Annotated in this window: 21 protein-coding genes; 15 read left to right on the forward strand and 6 right to left on the reverse strand. The window is 72.0% G+C overall.

The features are described 5' to 3' along the window. The first annotated feature begins 32 nt into the window (after positions 1-32). The 4 genes from G4G93_RS16750 (at position 33) to G4G93_RS16765 (ending at position 6,095) form a co-directional block, all read left to right on the forward strand. Positions 33-575 (forward strand): (2Fe-2S)-binding protein, encoded by a 543-nt coding sequence (locus G4G93_RS16750; RefSeq protein WP_165085671.1) that lies wholly within the window; start codon positions 33-35, stop codon positions 573-575. Beyond that, complete coding sequence (locus tag G4G93_RS16755; protein ID WP_246736819.1) at positions 572-4,120, forward strand: molybdopterin cofactor-binding domain-containing protein; 3,549 nt, start codon at positions 572-574, stop codon at positions 4,118-4,120. The genes G4G93_RS16750 and G4G93_RS16755 overlap by 4 nt, the downstream gene beginning before the upstream one ends. A 392-nt stretch (positions 4,121-4,512) precedes the next feature. After that, complete coding sequence (locus tag G4G93_RS16760) at positions 4,513-5,322, forward strand: FTR1 family protein (protein ID WP_165085672.1); 810 nt, start codon at positions 4,513-4,515, stop codon at positions 5,320-5,322. Positions 5,323-5,447: 125 nt separating this feature from the next. Continuing rightward, positions 5,448-6,095 carry a glutathione S-transferase family protein gene (locus G4G93_RS16765; protein ID WP_165085673.1) on the forward strand — a complete coding sequence of 216 codons (648 nt, stop codon included), beginning with the start codon at positions 5,448-5,450 and terminating at the stop codon, positions 6,093-6,095. A gap of 116 nt (positions 6,096-6,211) precedes the next feature. On the opposite strand, the gene G4G93_RS16770 is transcribed toward G4G93_RS16765, so the two are convergent. After that, a complete protein-coding gene (locus tag G4G93_RS16770; protein WP_165085674.1) occupies positions 6,212-6,760 on the reverse strand; it encodes a DUF924 family protein in 549 nt (182 codons plus the stop codon). A 183-nt stretch (positions 6,761-6,943) separates the two neighbouring features. On the opposite strand from G4G93_RS16770, the gene ilvC reads away from it, so the two are divergent. The 7 genes from ilvC (at position 6,944) to G4G93_RS16805 (ending at position 13,648) form a co-directional block, all read left to right on the forward strand. Further along, entirely contained in the window at positions 6,944-7,963 is a 1,020-nt protein-coding gene (gene ilvC, locus G4G93_RS16775; protein WP_165085675.1) for a ketol-acid reductoisomerase, read from the forward strand. A gap of 514 nt (positions 7,964-8,477) precedes the next feature. Then, positions 8,478-9,881, forward strand: coding sequence for an alpha/beta hydrolase (locus tag G4G93_RS16780; protein WP_165085677.1), 1,404 nt, complete (start codon positions 8,478-8,480; stop codon positions 9,879-9,881). Beyond that, the gene (locus tag G4G93_RS16785; RefSeq protein WP_165085678.1) at positions 9,878-11,431 is read left to right on the forward strand and encodes a GMC family oxidoreductase; all 1,554 of its coding nucleotides are present in this window, start codon (positions 9,878-9,880) and stop codon (positions 11,429-11,431) included. The genes G4G93_RS16780 and G4G93_RS16785 overlap by 4 nt, the downstream gene beginning before the upstream one ends. Further along, complete coding sequence (locus G4G93_RS16790) at positions 11,428-12,306, forward strand: SDR family oxidoreductase (RefSeq protein WP_165085679.1); 879 nt, start codon at positions 11,428-11,430, stop codon at positions 12,304-12,306. Before G4G93_RS16785 ends, G4G93_RS16790 begins: the two co-directional genes overlap by 4 nt. A 185-nt stretch (positions 12,307-12,491) precedes the next feature. Then, positions 12,492-13,046, forward strand: coding sequence for a DNA starvation/stationary phase protection protein Dps (gene dps / locus G4G93_RS16795; RefSeq protein WP_165085680.1), 555 nt, complete (start codon positions 12,492-12,494; stop codon positions 13,044-13,046). A 193-nt stretch (positions 13,047-13,239) separates the two neighbouring features. Further along, positions 13,240-13,476 carry a hypothetical protein gene (locus G4G93_RS16800; protein ID WP_165085681.1) on the forward strand — a complete coding sequence of 79 codons (237 nt, stop codon included), beginning with the start codon at positions 13,240-13,242 and terminating at the stop codon, positions 13,474-13,476. 28 nt (positions 13,477-13,504) lie between these two features. Further along, on the forward strand, positions 13,505-13,648 hold the full coding sequence (locus tag G4G93_RS16805) for a hypothetical protein (protein ID WP_165085682.1): 144 nt from the start codon (positions 13,505-13,507) through the stop codon (positions 13,646-13,648). Positions 13,649-13,655: 7 nt separating this feature from the next. On the opposite strand, the gene ilvN is transcribed toward G4G93_RS16805, so the two are convergent. The 5 genes from ilvN to G4G93_RS16830 all read right to left on the reverse strand — a co-directional run bounded on the left by ilvN (position 13,656) and on the right by G4G93_RS16830 (position 18,249). Next, positions 13,656-14,198 (reverse strand): acetolactate synthase small subunit, encoded by a 543-nt coding sequence (gene ilvN / locus G4G93_RS16810; RefSeq protein WP_165085683.1) that lies wholly within the window; start codon positions 14,196-14,198, stop codon positions 13,656-13,658. A 17-nt stretch (positions 14,199-14,215) separates the two neighbouring features. After that, the gene (locus tag G4G93_RS16815; protein ID WP_165085684.1) at positions 14,216-15,994 is read right to left on the reverse strand and encodes an acetolactate synthase 3 large subunit; all 1,779 of its coding nucleotides are present in this window, start codon (positions 15,992-15,994) and stop codon (positions 14,216-14,218) included. A gap of 255 nt (positions 15,995-16,249) precedes the next feature. Next, positions 16,250-16,795 carry a biotin transporter BioY gene (locus G4G93_RS16820; RefSeq protein ID WP_165085685.1) on the reverse strand — a complete coding sequence of 182 codons (546 nt, stop codon included), beginning with the start codon at positions 16,793-16,795 and terminating at the stop codon, positions 16,250-16,252. Between the two features lie 168 nt (positions 16,796-16,963). Then, positions 16,964-17,578 carry an energy-coupling factor transporter transmembrane protein EcfT gene (locus tag G4G93_RS16825; protein ID WP_165085686.1) on the reverse strand — a complete coding sequence of 205 codons (615 nt, stop codon included), beginning with the start codon at positions 17,576-17,578 and terminating at the stop codon, positions 16,964-16,966. Next, complete coding sequence (locus G4G93_RS16830) at positions 17,575-18,249, reverse strand: energy-coupling factor ABC transporter ATP-binding protein (RefSeq protein WP_165085687.1); 675 nt, start codon at positions 18,247-18,249, stop codon at positions 17,575-17,577. Before G4G93_RS16830 ends, G4G93_RS16825 begins: the two co-directional genes overlap by 4 nt. A gap of 188 nt (positions 18,250-18,437) precedes the next feature. On the opposite strand from G4G93_RS16830, the gene G4G93_RS16835 reads away from it, so the two are divergent. Genes G4G93_RS16835 through G4G93_RS16850 form a run of 4 tightly spaced genes read left to right on the forward strand, consistent with a single transcriptional unit; the run spans position 18,438 to position 22,738 of the window. Beyond that, positions 18,438-18,917: a chemotaxis protein CheW gene (locus G4G93_RS16835; protein WP_246736820.1), complete on the forward strand. Its 480-nt coding sequence runs from the start codon at positions 18,438-18,440 to the stop codon at positions 18,915-18,917. Positions 18,918-18,925: 8 nt separating this feature from the next. Beyond that, positions 18,926-20,359, forward strand: coding sequence for a protein-glutamate O-methyltransferase CheR (locus tag G4G93_RS16840; RefSeq protein ID WP_165085689.1), 1,434 nt, complete (start codon positions 18,926-18,928; stop codon positions 20,357-20,359). Positions 20,360-20,406: 47 nt separating this feature from the next. Continuing rightward, positions 20,407-21,012: a chemotaxis protein CheW gene (locus G4G93_RS16845; RefSeq protein WP_165085690.1), complete on the forward strand. Its 606-nt coding sequence runs from the start codon at positions 20,407-20,409 to the stop codon at positions 21,010-21,012. A 49-nt stretch (positions 21,013-21,061) separates the two neighbouring features. Beyond that, positions 21,062-22,738, forward strand: coding sequence for a methyl-accepting chemotaxis protein (locus G4G93_RS16850; protein WP_165085691.1), 1,677 nt, complete (start codon positions 21,062-21,064; stop codon positions 22,736-22,738). Positions 22,739-22,747 lie beyond the last annotated feature (9 nt).

Consider the following 22,747-nt stretch of genomic DNA (forward strand, 5'->3'; position numbering starts at 1 on the left):
GACAGCCGGGAGCGGGGGCGGGATTGCGGCGCATGCAGGACGATCGGCGACCGGTCGCCAACGACCCCCGCCTGGCACCGGTCCGCCACGGATTGACCGTCAACGGCCGGAGCGTGGCGGTGGAGGCCGCCCCCGGCACCCGCCTCCTCTACGTGCTGCGCAACGACCTCGCGCTGAACGGCCCGAAATACGGCTGCGGCCTCGGCCAGTGCGGCAGCTGCACGGTGCTGGTCGACGGCCGGGCGCTCCGCTCCTGCGCGATCCCGGTGCGCGCCGCGGTCGGGCGGCGGATCACGACGCTGGAGGGTCTCGGCTCGGGCGGGCGGCTGCATCCGGTGCAGGAGGCCTTCATCGCCGAGAACGCCGCGCAATGCGGCTACTGCCTCAACGGCATGATCCTGACGACGGTCGCCCTGCTCGCCGCCAATCCCGACCCGAGCGAGGCCGAGATCCGCTCGAGCCTCCAGGCCAACCTGTGCCGGTGCGGCACGCATATCGAGATCCTGCGGGCGGTGCGGGCCGCCGCGGCGCGGCTGCGCGCGGCGCGGACCGGTTCCGACGGAGGCGAGGCATGACCGGGCATCCCGCCGAGCGCCGCCGGCACTGGCAGGAGGCGGGCGACCTGCTCCTCGTCTACCGCGAGACGATGGGCCGGCCGCCCCGCCTCGGCGATCCGCCGGGGGCCGCCCTGGCGGTGGGGCCGCAGCGCGAACTCTACCTCGCGGTGGACGGCGACGGCCGGGTGACGGCGTTCAACGGCCATGTCGATCTCGGCACCGGCATCCGCACGGCCTTGGCCCAGATCGTCGCCGAGGAACTCGACGTGCCGTTCGACCGCGTCGCGATGGAGCTCGGCAGCACCGCGACCGCCCCCGACCAGGGCGGCACCATCGCCAGCGAGACGATCCAGATCGCCGCGGTGCCCCTGCGCCTGGCCGCCGCCACCGCCCGCCGCCATCTGGTCGAGGCGGCCTCGCGCCGGCTCAACCGCGGCACGACGGAACTGGCCGTCGAGGCCGGCACCGTCCGGGTCGCGGCGGAGCCGGATCGCGGCGTTCCCTACGGCGACCTTGTGCGGGGCGCGCGCACCGAGCTGACCCTGGATCCCGACGCGCCCCTGAAGGCCGTCGAGGACTACACCCTCGTCGGCACGCCGGTGCCGCGGGTCGACATCCGGCCGAAGGCCACCGGCGCCTGGACCTACGTGCACGACGTGCGGGTGCCCGGCATGCTGCATGGCCGGGTGGTGCGTCCACCCGCGCCGGGCGTCGATTCCGTGGTCGGCGGCCTGTTGATCGGGGTGGACGACTCGTCGGTCGCCCACATTCCCGGCCTCGTCGCGGTGGTGGTGGAGGGCGACTTCGTCGGAATCGTCGCCGAGCGCGAGGAGAACGCGGCGGAAGCCGCCCGCTGCCTCCGGGCGACCTGGCGCCCCGTCGACGGCCTGCCCGACCTCAACCGGCCGGAGGCGGCGCTCCGCGACAATCCCGCGACGCCGCGCAGGCTCCTCGACCGGGGCGACGTCGAGCGGGCGCTGGCCCATGCCCGGGCGCGCCTCGACCGCACCTATGTCTGGCCCTACCAGATGCACGGCTCGATCGGCCCGTCCTGCGCCGTCGCCGCCTTCCGCGACGGCGACCTCGTCGTGTGGTCGGGCACCCAGAACCCGCACGCCCTGCGCGGCGACCTCGCGCTCCTCCTCGACCTGCCGGAGGAGAGAATCGCCATCGAGCGCCACGAGGCGGCGGGCTGCTACGGCCGCAACTGCGCCGACGACGTCGCGGCCGATGCCGCCCTGCTCGCCCGGGCGGTCGGCCGGCCGGTGCGGGTGCAGCTCACCCGCGAGCAGGAGCATGCCTGGGAGCCGAAGGGGGCGGCGCAGGTCATGGACGTCCGCGGCGGCCTCGACGCCGAGGGCGGACCGGCGGCCTACGATTTCGAGACCCGCTATCCCTCGAACGGCGCCCCGACGCTGGCGCTGATCCTCACCGGCAAGGTGGAGGCGACGCCCGCCGTGTACCCGATGGGCGACCGCACGGCGGTGCCGCCCTACGCCTTCGGTCACGCCCGGGTGACGGTGCACGACATGCCGCCGATCGCCCGCGCCTCCTGGCTGCGCGGCGTCTCGGCCCTGCCCAACACCTTCGCGCACGAATCCTACATCGACGAGCTCGCCACCGCGGCGGGCATCGACCCGATCGAGTACCGCCTGCGCTATCTGGACGATCCCCGCGCCGCCGCCCTCGTGCGGGCCGTGGCCGAGCGGGCGGCCTGGGTGCCGCACACGAGGCCCGGCACGCATGGCGGCTCCGGCGACATCCTGTACGGGCGCGGCTTCGCCTACGCGGTCTACGTGCACGGGCCGTTTCCCGGCAAGGCCGCCGCCTGGGCCGCCTGGGTGGCGGACGTGGCGGTCAACCGGGTCACCGGCGAGGTGGCGGTCACCCGGGTGGTGGTGGGCCAGGATTCCGGCCTGATGATCAACCCGGACGGGGTGCGCCACCAGATCCACGGCAACGTCATCCAGTCGACGAGCCGGGTCCTGAGGGAATCGGTCGGCTTCGACGCCACCGGGGTGACGAGCCGGGAATGGGGCAGCTACCCGATCCTCGCCTTCCCGCAGGTGCCCGAGATCGACGTGCTGATGGTCCCGCGCCAGGACCAGCCGCCGCTCGGTGCCGGCGAGTCGGCCTCGGTGCCGAGCGCCGCGGCGATCACCAACGCGCTGTTCGACGCCACCGGGATCCGCTTCCGCGAATTGCCCCTCACCGCCGATTCCGTCCGCGCCGCCCTCAACCCGCCGCGGATCGCCGGGCCGGACGAGCCGCCCCGCCGGCGCCGCGGCTTCCTCGCCGGGCTGTTCGGCGCCGGGGCCGGCATGCTCGCGCTCGCCACCACCCTGATGCCCTGGCGCCCGACCTATCCGTCGATCGAGCGGCCGGACCCGGCAGCCTATGCCGCCGCCACGATCGCGCAGGGGCGCCTCGTCGCGGCGGCGGGCGCCTGCCTCGTCTGCCATGCCGGGCCGGACCGCACCTCCTTCGCGGGCGGACGCGGGCTCGAGACGCCGTTCGGCCTCGTCTACGCCTCGAACATCACGCCGGACCCGGGTGCCGGGATCGGCGCCTGGTCCTACCCGGCCTTCGCCCGGGCGATGCGCGAGGGCGTGTCGCGGGACGGCCACCACCTCTACCCGGCGCATCCCTATCCGAGCTTTTCCGGCATCGCCGAGCGCGACCTGCAGGCGCTCTACGCCTACCTGATGGCGCAGGCCCCGGTGGCGGCGCGGGCACCCGAGACGGCGCTTCGCTTCCCCTTCAGCCTCCGGCCGCTGATGGCGGAGTGGAACGCCCTCTTCCACCGCCCCGCGACCGTCGCGGATCCGGCTCGCGGGCCGGACTGGAACCGCGGTGCCTACCTCGTCGAGGCGCTCGGCCATTGCGCCGCCTGCCATAGCCCGCGCAACGTGCTGGGCGCCGAGCGGCGGGGCGCGGCGCACCTCGGCGGCGGCTTCGCCGACGGCTGGGAGGCGCCGGCCCTGGCCGGCCTGTCCCGCGCGCCCTTGCCCTGGACCGAGGACGACCTCTTCGCCTATCTGCGCACCGGCCGCTCTCCCCGCCACGGCAGCGCCGCAGGCCCGATGGCCGACGTGGTCGCGTCGTTGGGCCCGCTGCCGGATGCCGACATCCGCGCCATGGCGGTCTACCTGGCGAGCCTCGCCGGCGAAGGCCCGGCACCCTGGCCCGGGCGCGCCGTCGCGTCCGCACCCCCGGCGGCATCGTCCCTGTTCCAGGGCGCCTGCGCCTCCTGCCACGAGGGTGGGGCCGGCGGCGACCTGGTGCCGCTCGGCCTCGTCACCTCGCTGCACAGCGCCCATCCGGACAACCTGATCCAGGCCATCCTCAACGGGGTCGCGGCCTCGGCCGAGCGCTTCCCCACCGCCGACCCCACGGCGCCGCCGGCCGCGATGCCGGCCTTTCGCGAGACCCTCACCGACGGACAGGTGGCGGAGGCGGCGGCCTATGCCCGCGCCCGCTACGCGCCGGGCGCGCCGGCCTGGGACGGGCTCGAGGCGGCGGTGGCGCGGGTGCGGGGGCTCAAGCCTCATGCGGGGCTGTGAGGGGCGCTTGTCGGCGCCCTGGCGACGGGTCGAGCACGCGCCGCGCCGTCCCGGGGCTCGCCGCCAGGGGAGAACCCGGGACCGATGGCCGCCGACGCTGCAGAATAGGTCGAAGCGCGTTCGGCCTCGTCCGGCAATCGACACCGGTCATGGATCCGGGGTTCCCCTGCGCGGCACCGGGATGACGCTGCGGCATATTGATTCCACGCGAGGATTTGCAAGTAGGCAGGTCCCGGATACAGTCCTTTGTACAATCCGCTCTCCAGATTAGAATCATACAAAACAAAGACGTGCCGTTTGAATGACGCTGCATCCTCGCCTAAGAGAACGACCATCAGAGGATTGGCAGGCGGCGCGGCGGCGCCCCGACATACGCCCAGCGAGGAGCACCCATGGCCGACGGATCCACTTTCGCGCAGGCCTTCACCATCCTGTTCCGCGAAGGGCTGGAGGCGCTCCTGGTGGTGGCGGCGCTGGCGGCCTTCCTGCGCCGGGCCGGCGCCGCCGAGCGCATTCGCCCGCTCTATGCCGGCGCGGGCCTCGCGGTGCTGGCGAGCTTTGCCATGGCCTGGGTGTTCGAGGCCTTCTTCGACGGCAACCACAACGACCTGATCGAGGCCGGCGTGATGCTGGTCGCCGCCGGCCTGATGTTTACGATGAGCGGCTGGCTGTTCCTGCGCCAGGATCCGGCGGCCTGGAAGGCCGAGATCGCCCGCATGGCCGAGCGGGCGATGAGCGCCGGCACGGTGCTGTCGCTCGCCGGCATCGCCTTCCTGGCGGTGTTCCGCGAAGGCGCCGAGACGGTGCTGTTCCTGCACGCTCTCGCCCGCACCGTCGGCGGGTTCGACGCCTCGCTGCTCGGCGGCCTCGCCGCGGCGGCCCTCGCCCTTGCGGTGGTGTTCGTGGCGATGCAGTGGCTGGCCCTGCGGCTGCCGCTGCGCCCGGTCTTCCTGCTCACCTCCGCCTTCCTGTTCGTGATGGGCCTGCGCCTCGTCGGGGCGGCGATCCAGGAGTTCCAGGAGCAGCTGCTCCTGCCGGTGCACAATGACGGGGTGCCGGAGATCGTCACGGAACTCGGCTTCAACGGCAGCTGGGAGGCCCTGGCGGTGCAGGGCGCGATCGTGCTCTGCGCGGTCGTCTGGATGGCGGTGCGGCGCTCGCGTGCGTCCGCTCCGGTGGCTCGGCCGCAAGTCCCCGCCTGAAAGGTCCCCGCCCGACAAGTCCCAGCCCGAAAGGTCTCGGGCTGACGGACACGCGCCCGGGGCGGTACCGCTCCGGGTGCGCTTCGCGCTAAGGACTTGGAGGCGGCTTTGCCGGGAGGTCCCCCTTGTCCGACACCACCACGCTCTACTACTCGCCGGGTGCCTGCTCGCTGGCGCCCCATATCGCCCTCGAGGAGACCGGCGCGCCGTTCGAGGCGGTGAGGATCGATTTCGCCACCGCCGAGCAGCGCGGCGGGCGCTACCTCGCCGTCAACCAGAAGGGACGGGTGCCGGCCCTCGCCGAGGGCGACTGGGTGCTGACCGAGAACCCGGCGATCCTGCGCTACATCGCGCGCTCGCATCCGCGCGCCGGCCTGTGGCCCGAGGATCCGCGCGAGGAGGCCCGGTGCGCCGAGTGGCTGGCCTGGCTCTCCTCCACCATCCACCCCGCCTACGCCCATATCCGCCGGGCCGAGCGCTACGCCACCGATCCGGCGGCGATCGAGGACGTGAAGGCCAGGGGCCACGAGACCTGCGCCGACCTGTGGACGATGATCGAGGTCGGCCTGTCCCGCGGCGGCTGGGCGGCCGGCGCGCAGTACAGCGTCGCCGATCCCTACCTCCTGGTGTTCTGGCACTGGGGCCGCGGCCAGGTGCTCGGCTACGACATGGCCCGCCAGTTCCCGTACTGGACCGACCATGCCCGCCGCATGGCCGAGCGCCCCGCCGTGCAGCGCGCCTTCGCCCGCGAGGGGCTGCCGCTGCCGGCCTAGAGCATTGTCCGACGAAGCGGAGACCGGTTCGTCGCAGAAAATCCGGCAAAATCAACGATCTCGAGCAGCGTTCGAGCGCAACGCGCTCGGGCGCTGCTCGAGATCCGCCGGGAGCCCTAACCGCGGAAGGCGCCCTCGCCCGACAGGTACTCGCGCTCGGCGGCCGTCTCGGGGCGGCCGAGCACCGCGTTGCGGTGGGGAAAGCGGCCGAACCGCTGGATCAGCGCGTGATGCTCGTGCGCCGCCTCGAGGTTCACCGGAATCCCGAGTTCGGCGAACAGCGCGACGCTGCGCTCCTGGTGGCCCGGATCCTCGGCGTGCATCAGCGGCATGTAGAGGAAGGCACGCAGGGCCGGCTCGATCGCCGCATCGTGGCCGCGGGCGATGGCGCGGTCGGCGGCGGCGAGCGCCGCCGCGTCCGTCGCCCAGGCGCGGGGCGTGCCGCGGAAGAGGTTGCGCGGGAACTGGTCGAGGAGCAGCACCAGCGCGAGCGCGCCCTCCGGAGTCTCCTCCCAGGCGGCGAGTTCGCCCCGCGCCGCCGCCTCGTGCAGCGGCAGATAGGCCCGGCAGGCGGCGTCGAAGGCCGGATCGGCCTTGAACCAGCGGTCGAATCCGGCCTCGCGCCAGAAATCGACCAGTTCGGCGGGCGTCGCCCGTTGCGTCATGCCGGTCTCCTCAAGGATGCCTGGATGCCCGCGTCCGCGCGCCGAGCTTGGCAGACATGTGCGGTTCCGCGCGCATAGCCTATTCCCTGACGCGAATCACGCCGCTACAAGCCGCCCGTCGCACGGCCGCTCCAGCGCCCGGAGCGTTCGAGATTCTCGCCATCCGCAAAAGGGGGAGCCGCCATGCGGGTCTATTACGATCGTGACGCCGACATCAATCTGATCAAGGGCAAGAAGGTCGTCATCGTCGGCTACGGCAGCCAGGGCCACGCCCACGCGCTGAACCTGCGCGATTCCGGCGTCAAGGACGTGGTGATCGCGCTCCGCAAGGGTTCGGCCAGCGCCAAGAAGGCCGAGGCCGAGGGCTTCAAGGTCATGGAGGTCGCCGACGCCGCCCGCGAGGCCGACGTCGTCATGATGCTGACCCCCGACGAGCTGCAGGGCGAGATCTACCGCGACTCGCTCCAGGGCAACATGAAGCAGGGCGCTGCCCTGCTGTTCGCCCACGGCCTCAACGTCCACTTCAACCTGATCGAGCCGCGCGCCGACCTCGACGTGCTGATGGTCGCCCCGAAGGGCCCCGGCCACACCGTGCGCTCCGAGTACCTGCGCGGCGGCGGCGTGCCGACCCTGATCGCCATCGCCCAGGACGCCTCGGGCAATGCCCACGACCTCGGCCTGTCCTACGCCTCGGCCAATGGCGGCGGCCGCGCCGGCATCATCGAGACCACCTTCAAGGAAGAGTGCGAGACCGACCTGTTCGGCGAGCAGGTCGTGCTCTGCGGCGGCCTCGTCGAGCTGATCAAGGCCGGCTTCGAGACCCTCGTCGAGGGCGGCTACGCCCCCGAGATGGCCTATTTCGAGTGCCTCCACGAGGTGAAGCTGATCGTCGACCTCATCTACGAGGGCGGCATCGCCAACATGAACTACTCGATCTCGAACACCGCCGAGTACGGCGAGTACGTGACCGGCCCGCGCATCATCACGCCCGAGACCAAGGCCGAGATGAAGCGGGTGCTCACCGACATCCAGAACGGCACCTTCACCCGCAACTGGATGCTCGAGAACAAGGTCAACCAGACCTCGTTCAAGGCGACCCGCGCCCGCAACGCCGCCCACCCGATCGAGGAGGTCGGCGAGCGCCTCCGCGGCATGATGCCGTGGATCAAGGAGAAGGCCCTGGTCGACAAGGCCAAGAACTAACGTTTCCGGCAGCCGCGGCCGCCCCCAGCGGGCTGCGGCGCCTGCTGCGAACGCCGCGCGGAACACCCTTCCGCGCGGCGTTTCCGCGTCCGGGACCTGGCGGCGCGCCGAATAGCGTCGCCGGTCGGCGTAGATCCGGGGCCGCATCCGGTCTTTCCGGCGAGATGTGGCGAGCCTTACGCGCCTGTCGCCCCCGGCCGTCCAGGTCGAGGCGCCAGGTCCGACTTCGTCATTGGAATCATTTAACATCGATCAAACCGGCCGACGGCGGGGCGAATGCTGTCGGCGCCGGCCGTTCGTCAGCACGAAGAGGCGAGGTATCGTCGCCGTCGTCGAACGTCGATTGCCTGTCCGGCCGAGGCTTCGCGGCGACCGCGGCGGCCGAAGACCGGTCGAGACGTCCTCCTCCGGCCCGTTCGATCCGTTGACGACACGAGACATCGTGCGGGGGTGCTGCAAGGCGCCGCGGGCGGGCCGCCGTTGACGCAAGGCAGCGTCGCGCGATCTCGCCGGCATGATTGATCGACCCGTCCTCTTCTGCCTGCACTTCCTCGGAGGCAGCGCCCGCACCTGGCGCCCCCTCGCCGAGCGTCTCGGGCCCGCGGCGCGCTGCGTCGCCATCGACCTGCCGGGCTTCGGCGACGAAGCCGGACATCCGGGCTGCGGCGTCGCCGCCATGGCCGACCACGTCGCCGCCCGCATCACCGCCGAGGCCCCGGCCGGGCCCTGGCTCCTGGCCGGCAACAGCATGGGGGCGAAGGTCGCCCTCGCTCTCGCGCGCCGCAGCGAGGACGGCGATCCGGCCCTCGCGGGCCTCGCCGGGCTGGTGCTGCTGGCCGGCTCGCCGCCCGCGCCCGAGCCGATGGACGAGGAGCGCCGGCAGGCGATGATCGCCTGGATCGACGCCGATCCGCAGACCCGGCGCCGGGAGGCCGAGGCCTTCGTGTCCGCGAATGTCGGGGCGCCCCTCGATCCGGAGGACCACGCCCGGGCCGTCGAGGACGTGCTGCGGGCCAATCCGCAAGCCTGGAAGGCCTGGCTCACCGGCGGCGCGAACGAGGATTGGCGCGGGACTATCGGCACCCTGTCCGTTCCGGCCCTGGTGGTGAGCGGGGCGGAGGACGGCGATCTCGGTCCGGAGGCACAGGCCGCGCTGACCTTGCCCCATCTCGCCCGTCACCGCCACGAGGTCGCCCCCGGCGCCGGCCACCTGCTGCCGCTGGAGCAGCCGGAGATGCTGGCGGCCCTGATCCGCGACCTCGTCACCTCCGGGCCCCGGGCTGCCGAGGCGCCGATTCTGCCGCCGGCCTTCGCGGCGCTGATGAGTTCGGACCGGGTCAATACCCGGCTGCGCACCACCTTGCGCGAGCGGATGAACGAGCCCGACGGCCCGTTCTGCTTGAGCGCGGACGAGCGCGCGACGCTCGGTGCCTGCCTCGACCGGGTGCTGCCGCAGGCGGGACCGGGGAAGATCGACCTCGCCCGCCGGATCGACGCGCGGCTGGCTTCCGGCACCGGCGACGGCTGGCGCTTCGCCGCCCTGCCGCCGGATGCGGAGGCCTATGGCCGGGCGCTCCGGACTCTCGACGGCGCGGCGCGAGAGGCGCACGGGCGCCCGTTCACGGCGCTGGGCGGGACCGAGCAGGACGCCCTCCTCACCCGCGCCACCTCCGGCGACCTGCCGGAACTCCCGGGCGGCCTCGCCCCCGACCTGATGACCTGCTGGTTCGAGGAGCTGCGCGGGGAAGCGGTGCGGACCTTCCTCGCCCATCCGGCCGGCCTCGCGACGATCGGCTTCACCGGGATCGGCGCGGGCGGCGACGACGCCGATTCCCTGCCCGGCTACCGCCTGACCGGCCTGAACGAACGCGAGCCCTGGGAAAAGCCCGTCCTCGAGACCGTGGGAAACGCCCGATGAACCTCTCAGGGCAGAACCGTTACAGCACCGACGAGGTCGTCGACGTGGTGGTGGTCGGCACCGGGGCGGGCGGCGCGCCCCTCCTCGCCGAGCTGGCCGCCGCGGGGCTCAAGGTCGTGGCGCTGGAGGCCGGGCCGAACTTCGATCCCGCCGGGTACGGCTTCGACGAGACATTGGCCGACGAGATCTACTGGACCGAGGAGCGCCTCAGCGGCGGCTCGACGCCGGAGGCCTTCGGTGCCAACAACAGCGGCACCGGCATCGGCGGCTCGACCCTGCACTGGGGCGCCTTCGTGCCCCGGGCCGACCCGCGCGACTTCCGGCTGAACTCCGAGAGCGGCGAGGGCTGCGACTGGCCGATCGAGCACGCCGAGCTGGTGCCGTTCTACGACCGCGTCGAGGCCTTCATCGGCACGTCGGGCCCGACGCCCTATCCATGGGACGAGGCGCGCCGCTTCCCGCTGCCGCCGGTCCTGCGCAACGGCCCGGCCCAGCTGATGGCCGCAGCCTGCGACCGGCTCGGCATCGCGGCGACCGACGCGCCGGCGGCGGTGGTTTCGCGCGACTTCACGGCCGACCCTGCGGTGCCGGAGCGCAAGGCCTGCATCAATTGCGGCTTCTGCCATCAGGGCTGCCGCACCCGCGCCAAGGCCAGCATGGACGTGACCTACCTGCCGCTGGCGGTGGCGCGCGGGGCCGAGATCCGGGCGGAAGCCCGGATGCACGGGGTCGAGCGCGACAAGGCCGGGCGGATCACCGCCGTGATCTACCGCAGCGGCGGGCGCGATCATCGCCAGCGTTGCGCCCATCTGGTCCTGTGCGCCGGCGCCGTCGAGACGCCGCGGCTCCTGCTCCACCTCGACCTCGCCACCGGCAGCGGCCAGGTCGGGCGGAACTATATCGGCCACGTCGCCACGCAGGTCTGGGGTACCTTCGCCGACGAGGTCGGGATGAACCGGGGCTACCCGTCCTCGCTCATCACGGAGGATTTCACCCGACCGAAGGAGGCCGATTTCGCCGGCGGCTACCTGATCCAGAGCCTCGGCGTCGAGCCGCTGACCTGGGCCAATGCCGTCGCTCGCGGCCGCGGCCTGTGGGGCACGGCGCTCACCGACTACCTCCGGCAGTACAACCGCGTCGCCGGCATCGGCATCAACGGCGAGACCCTGCCCTGCGACGCGAACGTCCTGACCCTGTCGGACGAGACCGACGCGCTGGGGATGCGGAAAGCGCAGATCGACTTCGGCTACGGGCCGAACGAGCACAGGCTGAACGCCCACGCCACCAAGGTGATGCGCGAGATCTGGGAGGCGGCCGGCGCCCGCGACGTCTGGGTGCTGGAGCGCGTCGCCCACACCCTCGGCACCTGCCGGATGGGACGGAACCCCGACGCCTCGGTGGTCGATTCCTTCGGGCGCAGCCACGAGGTCGAGAATCTCTGGATCTGCGACGGCTCGGTCTTCCCGAGCTCGCTCGCGGCCAATCCGGCCCTGACCATCATGGCGCTCTCCTTACGCACCGCCGGCGCGTTCCTGAAAGGCACCCGATGAGCGACGATCCCCGCGCGGCCTATCCCCGGCCGCCCTTCCCCGGCGCGCAGCAGCAGCCGCGCCCCGGCCTCACCGGCCCGATGGACCCGGCCCCGGACCACGGCGAGGAGACCTACGTCGGCAAGGGCCTGCTCACCGACCGGATCGCCCTGATCACCGGCGGCGATTCGGGCATCGGCCGCGCCGTCGCCATCGCGTATGCCCGCGAGGGCGCCGACGTGGCGATCTCCTACCTCGACTCCGAGGAGGAGGACGCGCAGGCGACCAGGACCTGGGTCGAGAAGGCCGGGCGACGCTGCCTGCTGCTGCCGGGCGATCTGCGCGACGAGGCGCATTGCCGGGCGATCGTCGCAAAGACCGTGACCGAGTTCGGCCGCATCGACGTCCTGGTCAACAACGCCGCCGCCCAGGTGGTCAACGAGGGCCTCGACGACGTCACCGCCCACGACGTCGAGGGCTCGTTCCGCGCCAACGTCTTCGCGATGATCTACCTGGCGCAGGAAGCGGTGCCGCATATGCGGCCGGGCTCGGCGATCGTGAATTCGACGAGCCAGCAGGCCAAGGTGGCGGATGCCGGCATGCTGGTCTACGCCGCCACCAAGGGGGCGATCAGCACCCTGACGGTCGGGCTCTCGAACCTGCTCGCCCCGAAGGGCATCCGGGTGAACTGCGTCGCTCCCGGCCCGGTCTGGACGCCGATCCAGCCGATCGTGAAGAGCCCTGAGCAGATCGAGCAGCTCGGTGCCGACACCCCGCTCGGCCGCGCCGGCCAGCCGGCGGAGCTGGCCCCGGCCTACGTGCTCCTCGCCTCGCGGGAGGGCAGCTACATGACCGGTGCCCTGGTGCCGGTGACCGGCGGGCAGCCGATGCTCTGACGGAAGGTCAGGACTTCGCCCGGCGGGGTGTCCGGCCGGATACCCCGCCCTAGCCTCTCGGAGCCGGTGCGGACCGGCGTGACCCTGCGGCCGAAAAGCCCGGGACGGCGCAGAAAACCCTGCCCCAGCATCGGAACGGCCGCCCCCCGGCCTCGTTGTTGCGGCAAATCACGGAGTTGACCGACATGACGGATTCCAAGGGCAAGACCGGCCAGCCGCGCCAGCACGGCACCCGCAACGACACCGACTCGAACGCCAAGCGCGTCTCGATCGAGACCCTGAACGCACGTCTCGCCGACGGCATCGATCTGGCGCTGGCCGTCAAGCAGGCGCACTGGAACCTGAAGGGCCCGCAATTCATCGGCATCCACGAGATGCTCGACGGGTTCCGCACCGAACTCGACGACCTCAACGACAAGGTCGCGGAGCGGGCGGTGCAGCTCGGCGCCACGGCCCTGGGGACCGCCTCGGTGGTGGCCGCGTCCTCGAAGCTCAGCCCATACCCGACCGACGTGTACGCCATCGCCGACCACCTCTCGGCCCTGATCGACCGCTACGCGGCCTATGCCAACGCCGTGCGCGAGAACATCGACCAGACCGACGAGGCCGGCGACGCCGGCACCGCCGACCTGTTCACCGAGGTCTCTCGCGCGGTCGACAAGCAGCTCTGGTTCCTCGAGGCCCACGTGCAGGAGCCGACGGGCGCGATGCGCGACGGGGACGGCAAGGGCTCGCGCTGAGGCGAAGGGCCTTCGGGGCTGGCGCTTGAGCCGGCCCCGGCTCCGAACTCTCTCGCCCTTCCGCTCACGCTAAAGAACGAAAGTGCGGTTCGCCTCCCCGTCCATCGGGGAGGCATTTTTGTACGGAGCGACGGATATCGACGGCGGAGGATCGATCGGTTACGTTTGGTCATAAACAGGTGAGGCAGCCCGCGTGACCAAGGCCGCCCCCGATGCGGCGGAGATCGCTGCCCGTCGCAAGCATGCAGCGAAGCGCTTGAACGAGCATGTCAAGCTGTTTGCGGCCTACGTGAACGCTATGGCAATAGCCGTCGCTGGTGTGGCGATCATCGTACCGCTGGTCAATAACCCGAATGCGACCTCGGGGCAGTCGCATCTCTCTTGGTTTATGGCCTCTCTGTGGCCTTACATTGTATCGGTCACGCTGTGATCCGACTTCTGCGCCGGGAGGAGTGACGATGCCCTGGGATGCCACCCTCGCGATGCTCAGCTTCGCCCTGTTCATCTCGGTGACGGGCCTCGCCATCCTGGGTTTCGCCGTCTACCGCTTCGAGCGGAAGTACGGGCAGGCGGGGCGCACCGGCACCCCGCCCGCCGAGTAGCCAAGTGCTACATCGGCTCCGCGCCGCGCCCCATCGCGGCGACGCCGGTGCGCGACACCTCGACCAGCCCCACCGAGGCCATCAGCTTGACGAAGCGGTCGATCTCGTCGGTCGTGCCGGTCAGCTCGAACACGAACGAGTGCAGCGTCGCGTCGAGGGTGCGGGCGCCGAAGGCGGCGGCGAGCCGCATCGCCTCGACCCGGTGCTCGCCCTTGCCGGCCACCTTCACGAGAGCAAGCTCCCGCTCGAGCGACTCGCCCTGAAGGGTCAGATCCACGACCCGGTGCACCGGCACGAGGCGGTCGAGCTGCGCCTTGATCTGCTCGATCACGGCGTTGGTGCCCGCGGTCACGATGGTGATGCGGGAGATGTGCCGGGCCTCTTCGGTCTCCGACACCGTCAGGCTCTCGATGTTGTAGCCGCGGCCGGAAAACAGGCCGGCGATGCGGGCGAGCACGCCGGGCTCGTTGTCGACGATGACCGCCAGGGTGTGGCGGTTCACCGGCTCGACGCGGACCGGATCGGGATAATGGGTGTTCATGGCGTTCATCGTCCTGCCCTGCCCGCTCAGACCAGCATCTTGCCTTCGTCGGAGATCACGTCGCCCAGGTCCGCCCCGGTCTCGCCGAGGTAGTCAGAGAGCAGCATCTCGTTGTGCGCCTTGCCCGACGGGATCATCGGGAAGCAGTTCTCGGTCTTGTCGACGATGCAGTCGAAGATAACCGGGCCGTCATAGTCCAGCATCTCGGCGATCGCCGCGTCGAGGCTGCCCGGATCCGAGCAGCGGATGCCCTTGGCGCCGTAGGCCTCGGCGAGCTTGACGAAGTCGGGCAGGCTCTCCGAATAGCTCTCGGAGTAGCGCGAGCCGTGCAGCAATTGTTGCCACTGGCGCACCATGCCCATATATTCGTTGTTCAGGATAAAGATCTTGACCGGCAGGCGGTACTGCACGGCGGTCGACATCTCCTGGATGTTCATCTGGATCGAGGCCTCGCCGGCGATGTCGATCACCAGGGCGCCGCGATGGGCGAGCTGGGCGCCGATCGCCGCCGGCAGGCCGTAGCCCATGGTGCCGAGGCCCCCCGAGGTCATCCAGCGGTTCGGCTCGTCGAACTTGTAGTACTGGGCCGCCCACATCTGATGCTGGCCGACCTCCGTGGTGACGTAGGTCTCGCGCCCCTTGGTCGCCTCGTAGAGGCGCTGGACCGCGTATTGCGGCTTGATGGTGGTGCCCGACGGCCAGTAGCCGAGGCATTCGCGCGCCTTCCAGCCGCGGATCTTCGACAGCCACTCGGTCAGGCGGCCCTGGTCGGGCTCCGGCGTCACCGCCCGCCACTCCCGCAGCATGTCGCGGAGGACCGAGCCGCAATCGCCGACGATGCCGATATCGGCCTTGACGGTCTTGTTGATCGACGAGGCGTCGATATCGACGTGGATCTTCTTGGAGAAGGGCGAGAACGCGTCGAGCCGGCCGGTGATGCGGTCGTCGAAGCGCGCGCCGATGCAGACCATGACGTCGCATTCGTGCATCGCCAGGTTGGCCTCGTAGGTCCCGTGCATGCCGAGCATGCCGAGGAACTGCGGGTCCGAACCCGGGAAGGCCCCTAAGCCCATCAGGGTCGAGGTGACCGGGAACCCGGTGACCCGGGCGAGCTCGCGCAGCAGCTCGGAGGCTTCCGGTCCCGAGTTGATGACGCCGCCGCCGGTATAGAAGACCGGGCGCCGCGCGCCGGCCATCAGGGCCACGGCGGCGCGGATCTTCTCCGGGTCTCCTTGCGTCTGCGGGTTGTAGGTCTTGTGGCTGTTGTCGACCGGGCGGCGGTAGAGGCCGCTGGCGAACTGGATGTCCTTCGGCAGGTCGACGACCACCGGGCCGGGCCGGCCGTGCGAGGCGACGTAGAACGCCTCGTGCAGGATGCGGGGCAGGTCCTCGATCGATTTGACAAGGTAATTGTGCTTGGTGCAGCTGCGGGTGATGCCGACCGTGTCGCATTCCTGGAACGCGTCGGAGCCGATCAGGTGCGTCGGCACCTGGCCGGTGATGCAGACGAGCGGGATCGAATCGAGCAGCGCGTCGGTGAGGCCGGTGACGATGTTGGTGGCGCCCGGTCCCGAGGTGACGAGCACGCAGCCGACCTTGCCCGACGAGCGGGCATAGCCTTCGGCGGCATGCACCGCGCCCTGCTCGTGGCGGACCAGGATGTGCTTCACCGTGTCCTGGTGGAAGAGCGCGTCGTAGATCGGCAGCACCGCGCCGCCCGGATAGCCGAACAGGGTGTCGACGCCCTGATCCTGAAACGCCCGGATCACCATCTCGGCGCCCGTCATGACCTCGCCCGCACTCATCGCCGCGCTCCGTTCCTTGATCTCGTCCGCGCTCTCGGGTCCGTTTTACGCAACAAAAAAGGGCCCCGAAGGACCCTGCACGCGCCACCCTTGGGATGCCGGGCTTCTCAAGCCCGCCCCTTCGGTGGCGCCTCCGCTACAATAAGGACCGTACGCATGCCGCTGAAAGCCTGCCCTTGAGAGAGTGGCGGGGACCCTACGCGCGTCGTCCGGCAGGGTCAACCGGTTATCGGCCCACGCGTCGACGATGCGACGTCAGCGTGCCTGGAGCGTCGGATAGGCCCGGCGCACCGTCCGGGCGATGAGCACGACGAGAACGACCTTCACGGCATCGCCCGGCAGGAACCAGGCCGAGCCGATCGCGGCCTTCACGAGATCGACCCGGGCGACGGCTGCGATCCACGGGATGCCGACCGCGTAGGTGAGCACGACGCCGCCGAGGACGAGGATCAGCGCCTCCTTCCAGGCCGTCAGGGTCCGCACGTTGCGCTCGTAGAGGAAGCCGATCACGAAGGCGGCGACCGGCCACGTCAGCACGAAGCCGCCGCCCGGCCCCATCACGATGCCGAGCCCGCCGCGCCCGCCGGCCATCAGAGGAAGCCCGGCGCAGACCAGGAGGACGAACAGGGCGAGCGCCGCGCCGCCACGCGTCGCGCCGGCGATCGCACCGGCGAGCATCACCCCCATCGATTGCGCGGTGATCGGCACGCCGACCACCGGCAAGGTCACGGGGGGAAACAGGCCGAGCGCGGCGGTGAGAGCGGCAAAGAGCGCGACGAAGACGATGTCACGGGTCGACATGGGAGTCCTTGGCGAGGGGAAGGACAGGTCGGGGCCTGCCCGGCCGTCCGATGGAAGCGACTCCCTCCCGCGACCCCGGCCCGAGGTGCCGGAGCGAAGCGGAGGCCTCCGTCGAGGCCGCGGGAAGGAGGATGTGACCGCGGCCCGGCCGCTGATGCCTTTCGGCCATCACCCCCGATCCGGATCGTACGATCGCGCATCGATCGCGGCCGCGATGTCGTCGCTCATCTTCAGCATCCGCACGACCACCGGGACGGTCAGCGCCACGAGGCTGCCTTCGAGGCCCCGCGCCCGCTGCGCCTCGCGCACCTCGGCGGCGATGGCGGCCAGCACCGGGATGAAGCGTAAGGTGAGCGCGATGGCCAGCCCGACCTTGGCGGGGTTGGCGCCGAGGGGCTTGGCCCAGACGAGGCCGCGTTGCAACGCCTCGATCAGGTCGGACGAGCGCGTGGTCAGCGTCACCAGGCCGGCGAGCAGCACCAGGGCGCTCAGACGGGCGGTCACCAGCAGGCCGGCCTGCCAGCCGTCGAGGGCGAGCTGGACCAGGACCAGCACCGCGAGGATCCAGGCGAGCGGCCGCAGCTGCGCTAGCATCAGGCGGCCCGGGATGCCGGCGACCCGGTAGAGCCATCCTGTGGCGGCGAGCGCCAGGAGCGCCGCCGCGAGCGCCAGGTCGAGCCGCGGCAGCGCGAACAGGACGGTGCCGGCCGCCACCAGCGCCAGGATCTTGCGTCCCGGCGGGCAACGATGGACGGGGCTCTCCCCCGGGACGTACGGGATCACGACATCATCGCTTCGTAGGCCGGGAGCGCCACCGACGGGCTGTCGTCGATGACGACGCGGCCCTCGTCGAAGACCAGCACCCGGTCGACACCCTCCAGGAAGGCGAGATCGTGCGAGACTAGAATCGCGCGCTGGGGCAGCGCGTCGATGGCTTGCGCGATCCGGCGCTTGTTGCGCAGGTCGAGCAGCGTCGTCGGCTCGTCGAGCACGATGATGTCGGGCGCCATCGCGAGCACGCCGGCGATGGCGAGCAACTGCTTCTGCCCGCCGCTGAGCAGGTGGGCCGGATGGTCGGCGAGAGCCTGGAGGTCGTAGCGGTGCAGGGCCTCGTCGACGCGCCGGGCGATCTCGTCCTTGGGCAGGCCGAGATTCCTGAGGCCGAAGGCGAGGTCCTCCGCCACCCCCGGCAGCACGATCTGGTTGTCGGGATTCTGGAACACGAAGCCCACCTTGCGCCGCACCGCCTTGCCGTCGCGGCGCGTGTCGAGCCCGTCGACCCGCACATGGCCCCGGCTCGGCACCAGAAGTCCGTTGAGCAGGCGCGCGAAGGTGCTCTTCCCGCTGCCGTTGCCGCCGACCACCGCGATGCGCCGCTCCGTCAGGTCGAGGGTGAGATCGCGCAAAACCACGCGCTCCCCGAAGGCATGGCCGACCTGCCGGATCTCGATCATCGACGGGGGCGCTCCAAGTGTTCCGGCGGCGTGTTCCGGCGGCGTGTTCCGGCGGCGCCTCATAGCACCTCCGGCGCGGAGCGACAGGGCGCCGGCGGTTTGGAAAACCGGGCCGCCTCCCCTATCTGAGGCGCGGTCCGCCGCCGCGGACGTCTCTCGAGGCAGGGTGCGACGCGATGACGACCGGGATGGCCTACCTCTTGGTCGACATCGCCGGGACCGACTGCGCCCTGCCGCGCCGGGCGGTACGGGAGGTGCTGCCCCTGCCCCGCCTGTGGCGCCCGCCGGGCGCGCCGGCGGCGCTCGCGGGCTTCCTCAACCTCGCCGGCAGCGCCGTGCCGGTCATCGATCTCGCGATCCTGTTCGGCCTCGGCGGGCCGGCGACGGCGAGGGCCGCCGTCTACCGCCACCTCGTCCTGCTGCAGGGCGGGACGCCCCTGGCGCTGATGGTCGACCGGGTCGCGGACGTGACGCGGGTGGCGCCGGACCAGGTGCGGTCGGTCGCCGACGCGGCGACGCTGAACGGCTGCGTCGCGGCCGAAATCCGGGTCGGCGAACGGCTGGTGCACGGGCTCGCGGTCGACCGCATCCTGCTCGCCGAGGAAGCGGCCCGCCTCGCCGCGCAGACCCGGGACGCCCAGGCCCGGCTCGCCGAGTGGGCGGCCTGAACCGGACCATGACCACCCCGCGGGGCTCCGCCCCTGTCGGCGATCCGGCCTTCGCGGCGCTCAAGAACCGCCTCGTCGCCCGCACCGGCCACCATTACTACGCCGACAAGGACGACCTCCTCTGGGAGCGGGTCGGACGGCGCATGCGCGCCCGGGGCGTCGCGGAGCCCGCGGGCTACCTCGCGCTGCTGGAGGGCTCGGACGCCGAGTGGGCGGCGCTCGAATCCGAGATCACCATCGGGGAGACGTTCTTCTTCCGCTACGCCGAGCAATTCGCCGCCCTGCGCGGCACGATCCTGCCGGAGCGGATCGCGGCGCGGGGCGACGAGCGCCGCCTGCGGATCTGGAGCGCGGGCTGCTCCACCGGCCCGGAGACCTACTCGGTCGGGATCGTGCTGCACGAATTGCTGGGCGAGCGCCTGCCGGAATGGCGCATCGGCCTCACCGGCACCGACATCAATCGCGACGTGCTGGCGGCGGCGCGGCGCGGAATCTACGGCGCCTGGGCCCTGCGCACCCTCGGGGGCGAGGAGCGCGGGCGCTACTTCCGGCCCGGACCGCGGGAGGGCACCTTCGCCTTGCGGCCGGAATACAGAGCGCTCGCCCGGTTCGAGCCGCAGAACCTGATGAGCCTGCTGGACGGCACCGCCTCCCTGGCGCTGACCGATTACGACCTCATCCTGTGCCGCAACGTCCTGATCTACTTCCATCCCGACGTGGTGCAGGCCCTGGTGCGGGCGCTGGCGCAGCGCCTGCGGCCCGGGGGGTGGCTGCTGCTCGGCCATGCCGAGCCGAACCCGGCCTTCTCGGAATTCTTGGAGGCCGTCTCCCTGCCGGGCACCGCCGCCTATCGCCGGCCGGAGGACGGGGCGATGCCGGAAGCGCGGCCGGGGCTGCCGCCGCCGGCCCTCGTCCTGCCGCCCGTCCTGCCGGCGCCGGCCGCGGACCTGGCCTGGGCGCCGCTGCTCCCGCCCCGGATCCCGCCTCCGTCCCAGGCGGATCCCGCCTCCGCGCCGTCGCGGCCGCCCGCTCCCGACCTACCGCCGGGCCCGCTCGCGCTCGTGCGGACGCTCGCCGATGCCGGCGACCTCGATGCGAGCTGGCAGGCCTGCCGGGCGGCCCTCGTGCAGGACCCGACCGATCCGCGCCTGCGCTACTACGAAGGGCTGCTCGCCCGCGCCCGGGCCCGGCCGGAGGAGGCGGAGCGCGCCTTTCGCGGCGCGCTCTATCTCGATAAAGGCTTCGTCATGGCGCATTACCATCTCGGGCTGACCCTGATCGCCGCCGGCCGCGGCGAGGCCGGCCGCCGCGCCGTGGCCAACGCCGTGCGGCTCGCGGCAAGCCTGCCCGCCGACGCGGCCCTGCCCGAGGGCGACGGGCTCACCGCCGCCGACCTCGCCGGCGCGGCCCGGCCGTTCCTCGGCGGCGAGGCCGCCCGATGACGACGATCCGCTGGTGCCCGAGGTCTGTTAATGCCCGAGGTCTCTTGATGCCCAAGACCGCCTCCGCCGCCGGGCCGCGTCTGCCGGGCGACGCCGCCTTGAGCGCCGAGCGGATCGACGCGATCCTCGATGCCCGTACCCGCAGCCTCGCCGCCCGCGGCGCGGTGCCGGAGACGCGACCGACCCGGTCCCTGCTTCTCTGCCGCGCCGGCACCGAGGCGGTCGGCCTGCCCCTGGAGGCGGTCGCCGAGGTGTTTCCGTTCCGACCCTGCACGCCGGTGCCGGGAGCGCCCGCCGCCCTCGTCGGCCTCGCCGGGCGGGGTGGGATCCTCGTCAGCGTGATCGACCTCGCGGTGGCGCTCGGCGCTGCGCCGTCTCCCGCGGCGGAGAGCGGCGGTCACGTCGTGGTGCTGCGCCGCGACGGGCCCCGGATCGGCCTTCGGGTCGCGCGCGTGCTCGCCGTCGCCGACGCCGCGGTGGAGGCGGGATCCGAGGGGCTGGGCAGGCGGGCGGTGGCGGGCTATGCCCGCGCGGCACCGGACATCCGTGAGGATCGAGGCTCCCGCCCGGATTACGACGTCGCCGAGGCCGGCTTCGCGGTGATCGACGTGCCGGCCCTGCTGGCCCCGCTCCTCGCCTCGGGCCGCCCGTAGACATCCGCGGCCCGACCCACCCGCCGCCTCCAGCCAAAGGGAATCCCGCGTGTCGCTCTCGATCGGGAACCGCATCCTCCTCGGCTTTTCCGCCGTCGTCCTGGTGATCGTGGCGCTTGGCGTCTACGCAGTCGGGCAGATCGGCGAGGTGCGTAGCGCCACCGATACCATCGTCACCCGCGACCTGACGGTGATGCACCAGCTCGAGAACATCCGGGAGGCACAGCGCCGGATGAGCGACCTGCGCGACGAGGCGGCCACCCGCTACTACCTCCGGGCGCTCGGCCGCGAGCTGACGTCCAAGGAGGAACCGACGGTGACCTGGCGGCGCATCGCCGCCTCCGCCGAGACGGCGCTGGCCGGCGCGCTCACCACTGCCAACGACTACCGGGCCCAGTCGCTCTCGGCCGACCGCGCCGCCGCCTGGCAGCGCATCTCCGAGCTGCTGGTCGCGGCCGGTGCCGAGCTGCGCACCACCCGCACCGCCACCGAGCGCCAGTTCGAGGCGATCGCGGCCGGCGACGTGCCGGGCATCCAGGCGTCCGAGATCGCCCTCGACCAGTCGAGCGAGAACTTCGTGCGCACCATGGGGGCGGCCCGCGAGGCCCTGGATGCCGGCATCACCGCCGGCCAGCGCCGGGTCGGGGCGATCTACGAGGAGAGCCGGCTCTCGACGCTGGCGGCCCTCGCCATCTGCGTCGTGATGGCGCTCGTCATCACGGTGCTGATCCGCCGCTCGGTGGTGGAGCCCCTCGACGCGGTGATGGCCTTCGTCGGCAAGGTCGGCAGCGGCGACCTCACCGGCCGCATCGCCGACAGCCGCCGCGACGAGCTGGGGCGCCTGGGCGGCGTCCTCAACCAGATGGTCGAGGGCCTGCGCCAGCTCGCGAGCCAGAACCGCGCCTCGACCTCGAACCTCAACGCGGCCGCCGCCGAGATCCGCGCCTCCGCCCAGGAGCAGGCCGCGAGCGTCGAGGAGCAGTTCGCCGCCGTGCAGGAGACCGCCGCCACCGTCGACGAGATCACCCATGCAGGCGCCCAGATCGGCAAGCGCGCGCAGGAGGTGATCGCCACCGCCCAGGCGACCGCCCAGACCTCGAGCGCCGGGCTTCGCGCCGTCGACGAGACGGCGCGGGCCATGGACGCGATCCGCGAACAGAGCGAGGCGGTGGCCGAGAACATCGTGGCGTTGAGCGAGAAGACGCAGGCCATCGGCGAGATCATCGCGACCGTCAACGACGTCTCGGAGCGCACGCATCTCCTGGCGCTCAACGCCGCCATCGAGGCGGCGGCGGCGGGCGAGAGCGGGCGCAGCTTCGCGGTGGTGGCCTCCGAGATGAAGGCGCTCGCCGACCAGGCCAAGGAGGCGACCGGCCAGGTGCGCGCCATCCTCGGCGACATCCAGCGCGGCATCAACGCCTCGGTGATGCTGACGGAGGAAGCGGTCAAGCGCGTGGCGGTGGGCAAGGAGCGCACCGACACCACCCACGCGACGATCGAGGAGATCACCGCCCGGGTGCAGGAGAGCGTCCAGACCTTCCAGCAGATCGTCGCCTCGACCAACCAGCAGCAGCTCGGCATCGAGCAGGTGATGGGTGCGCTCCAGAACATCCGCCAGGCGAGCCAGCAGACCGCCGCCGGCACCCGCCAGGTCGAGGCCGCCGCCGCCAACCTGAGCGAACTCGCCGGCGCCCTCCTGGCGCTCGCCGAGCGCTACCGGCTCTGACCGGTTCCG

Origin of the sequence: Methylobacterium sp. DB0501, assembly GCF_011043735.1 — a bacterium.
Taxonomy (GTDB): domain Bacteria; phylum Pseudomonadota; class Alphaproteobacteria; order Rhizobiales; family Beijerinckiaceae; genus Methylobacterium; species Methylobacterium alsaeris.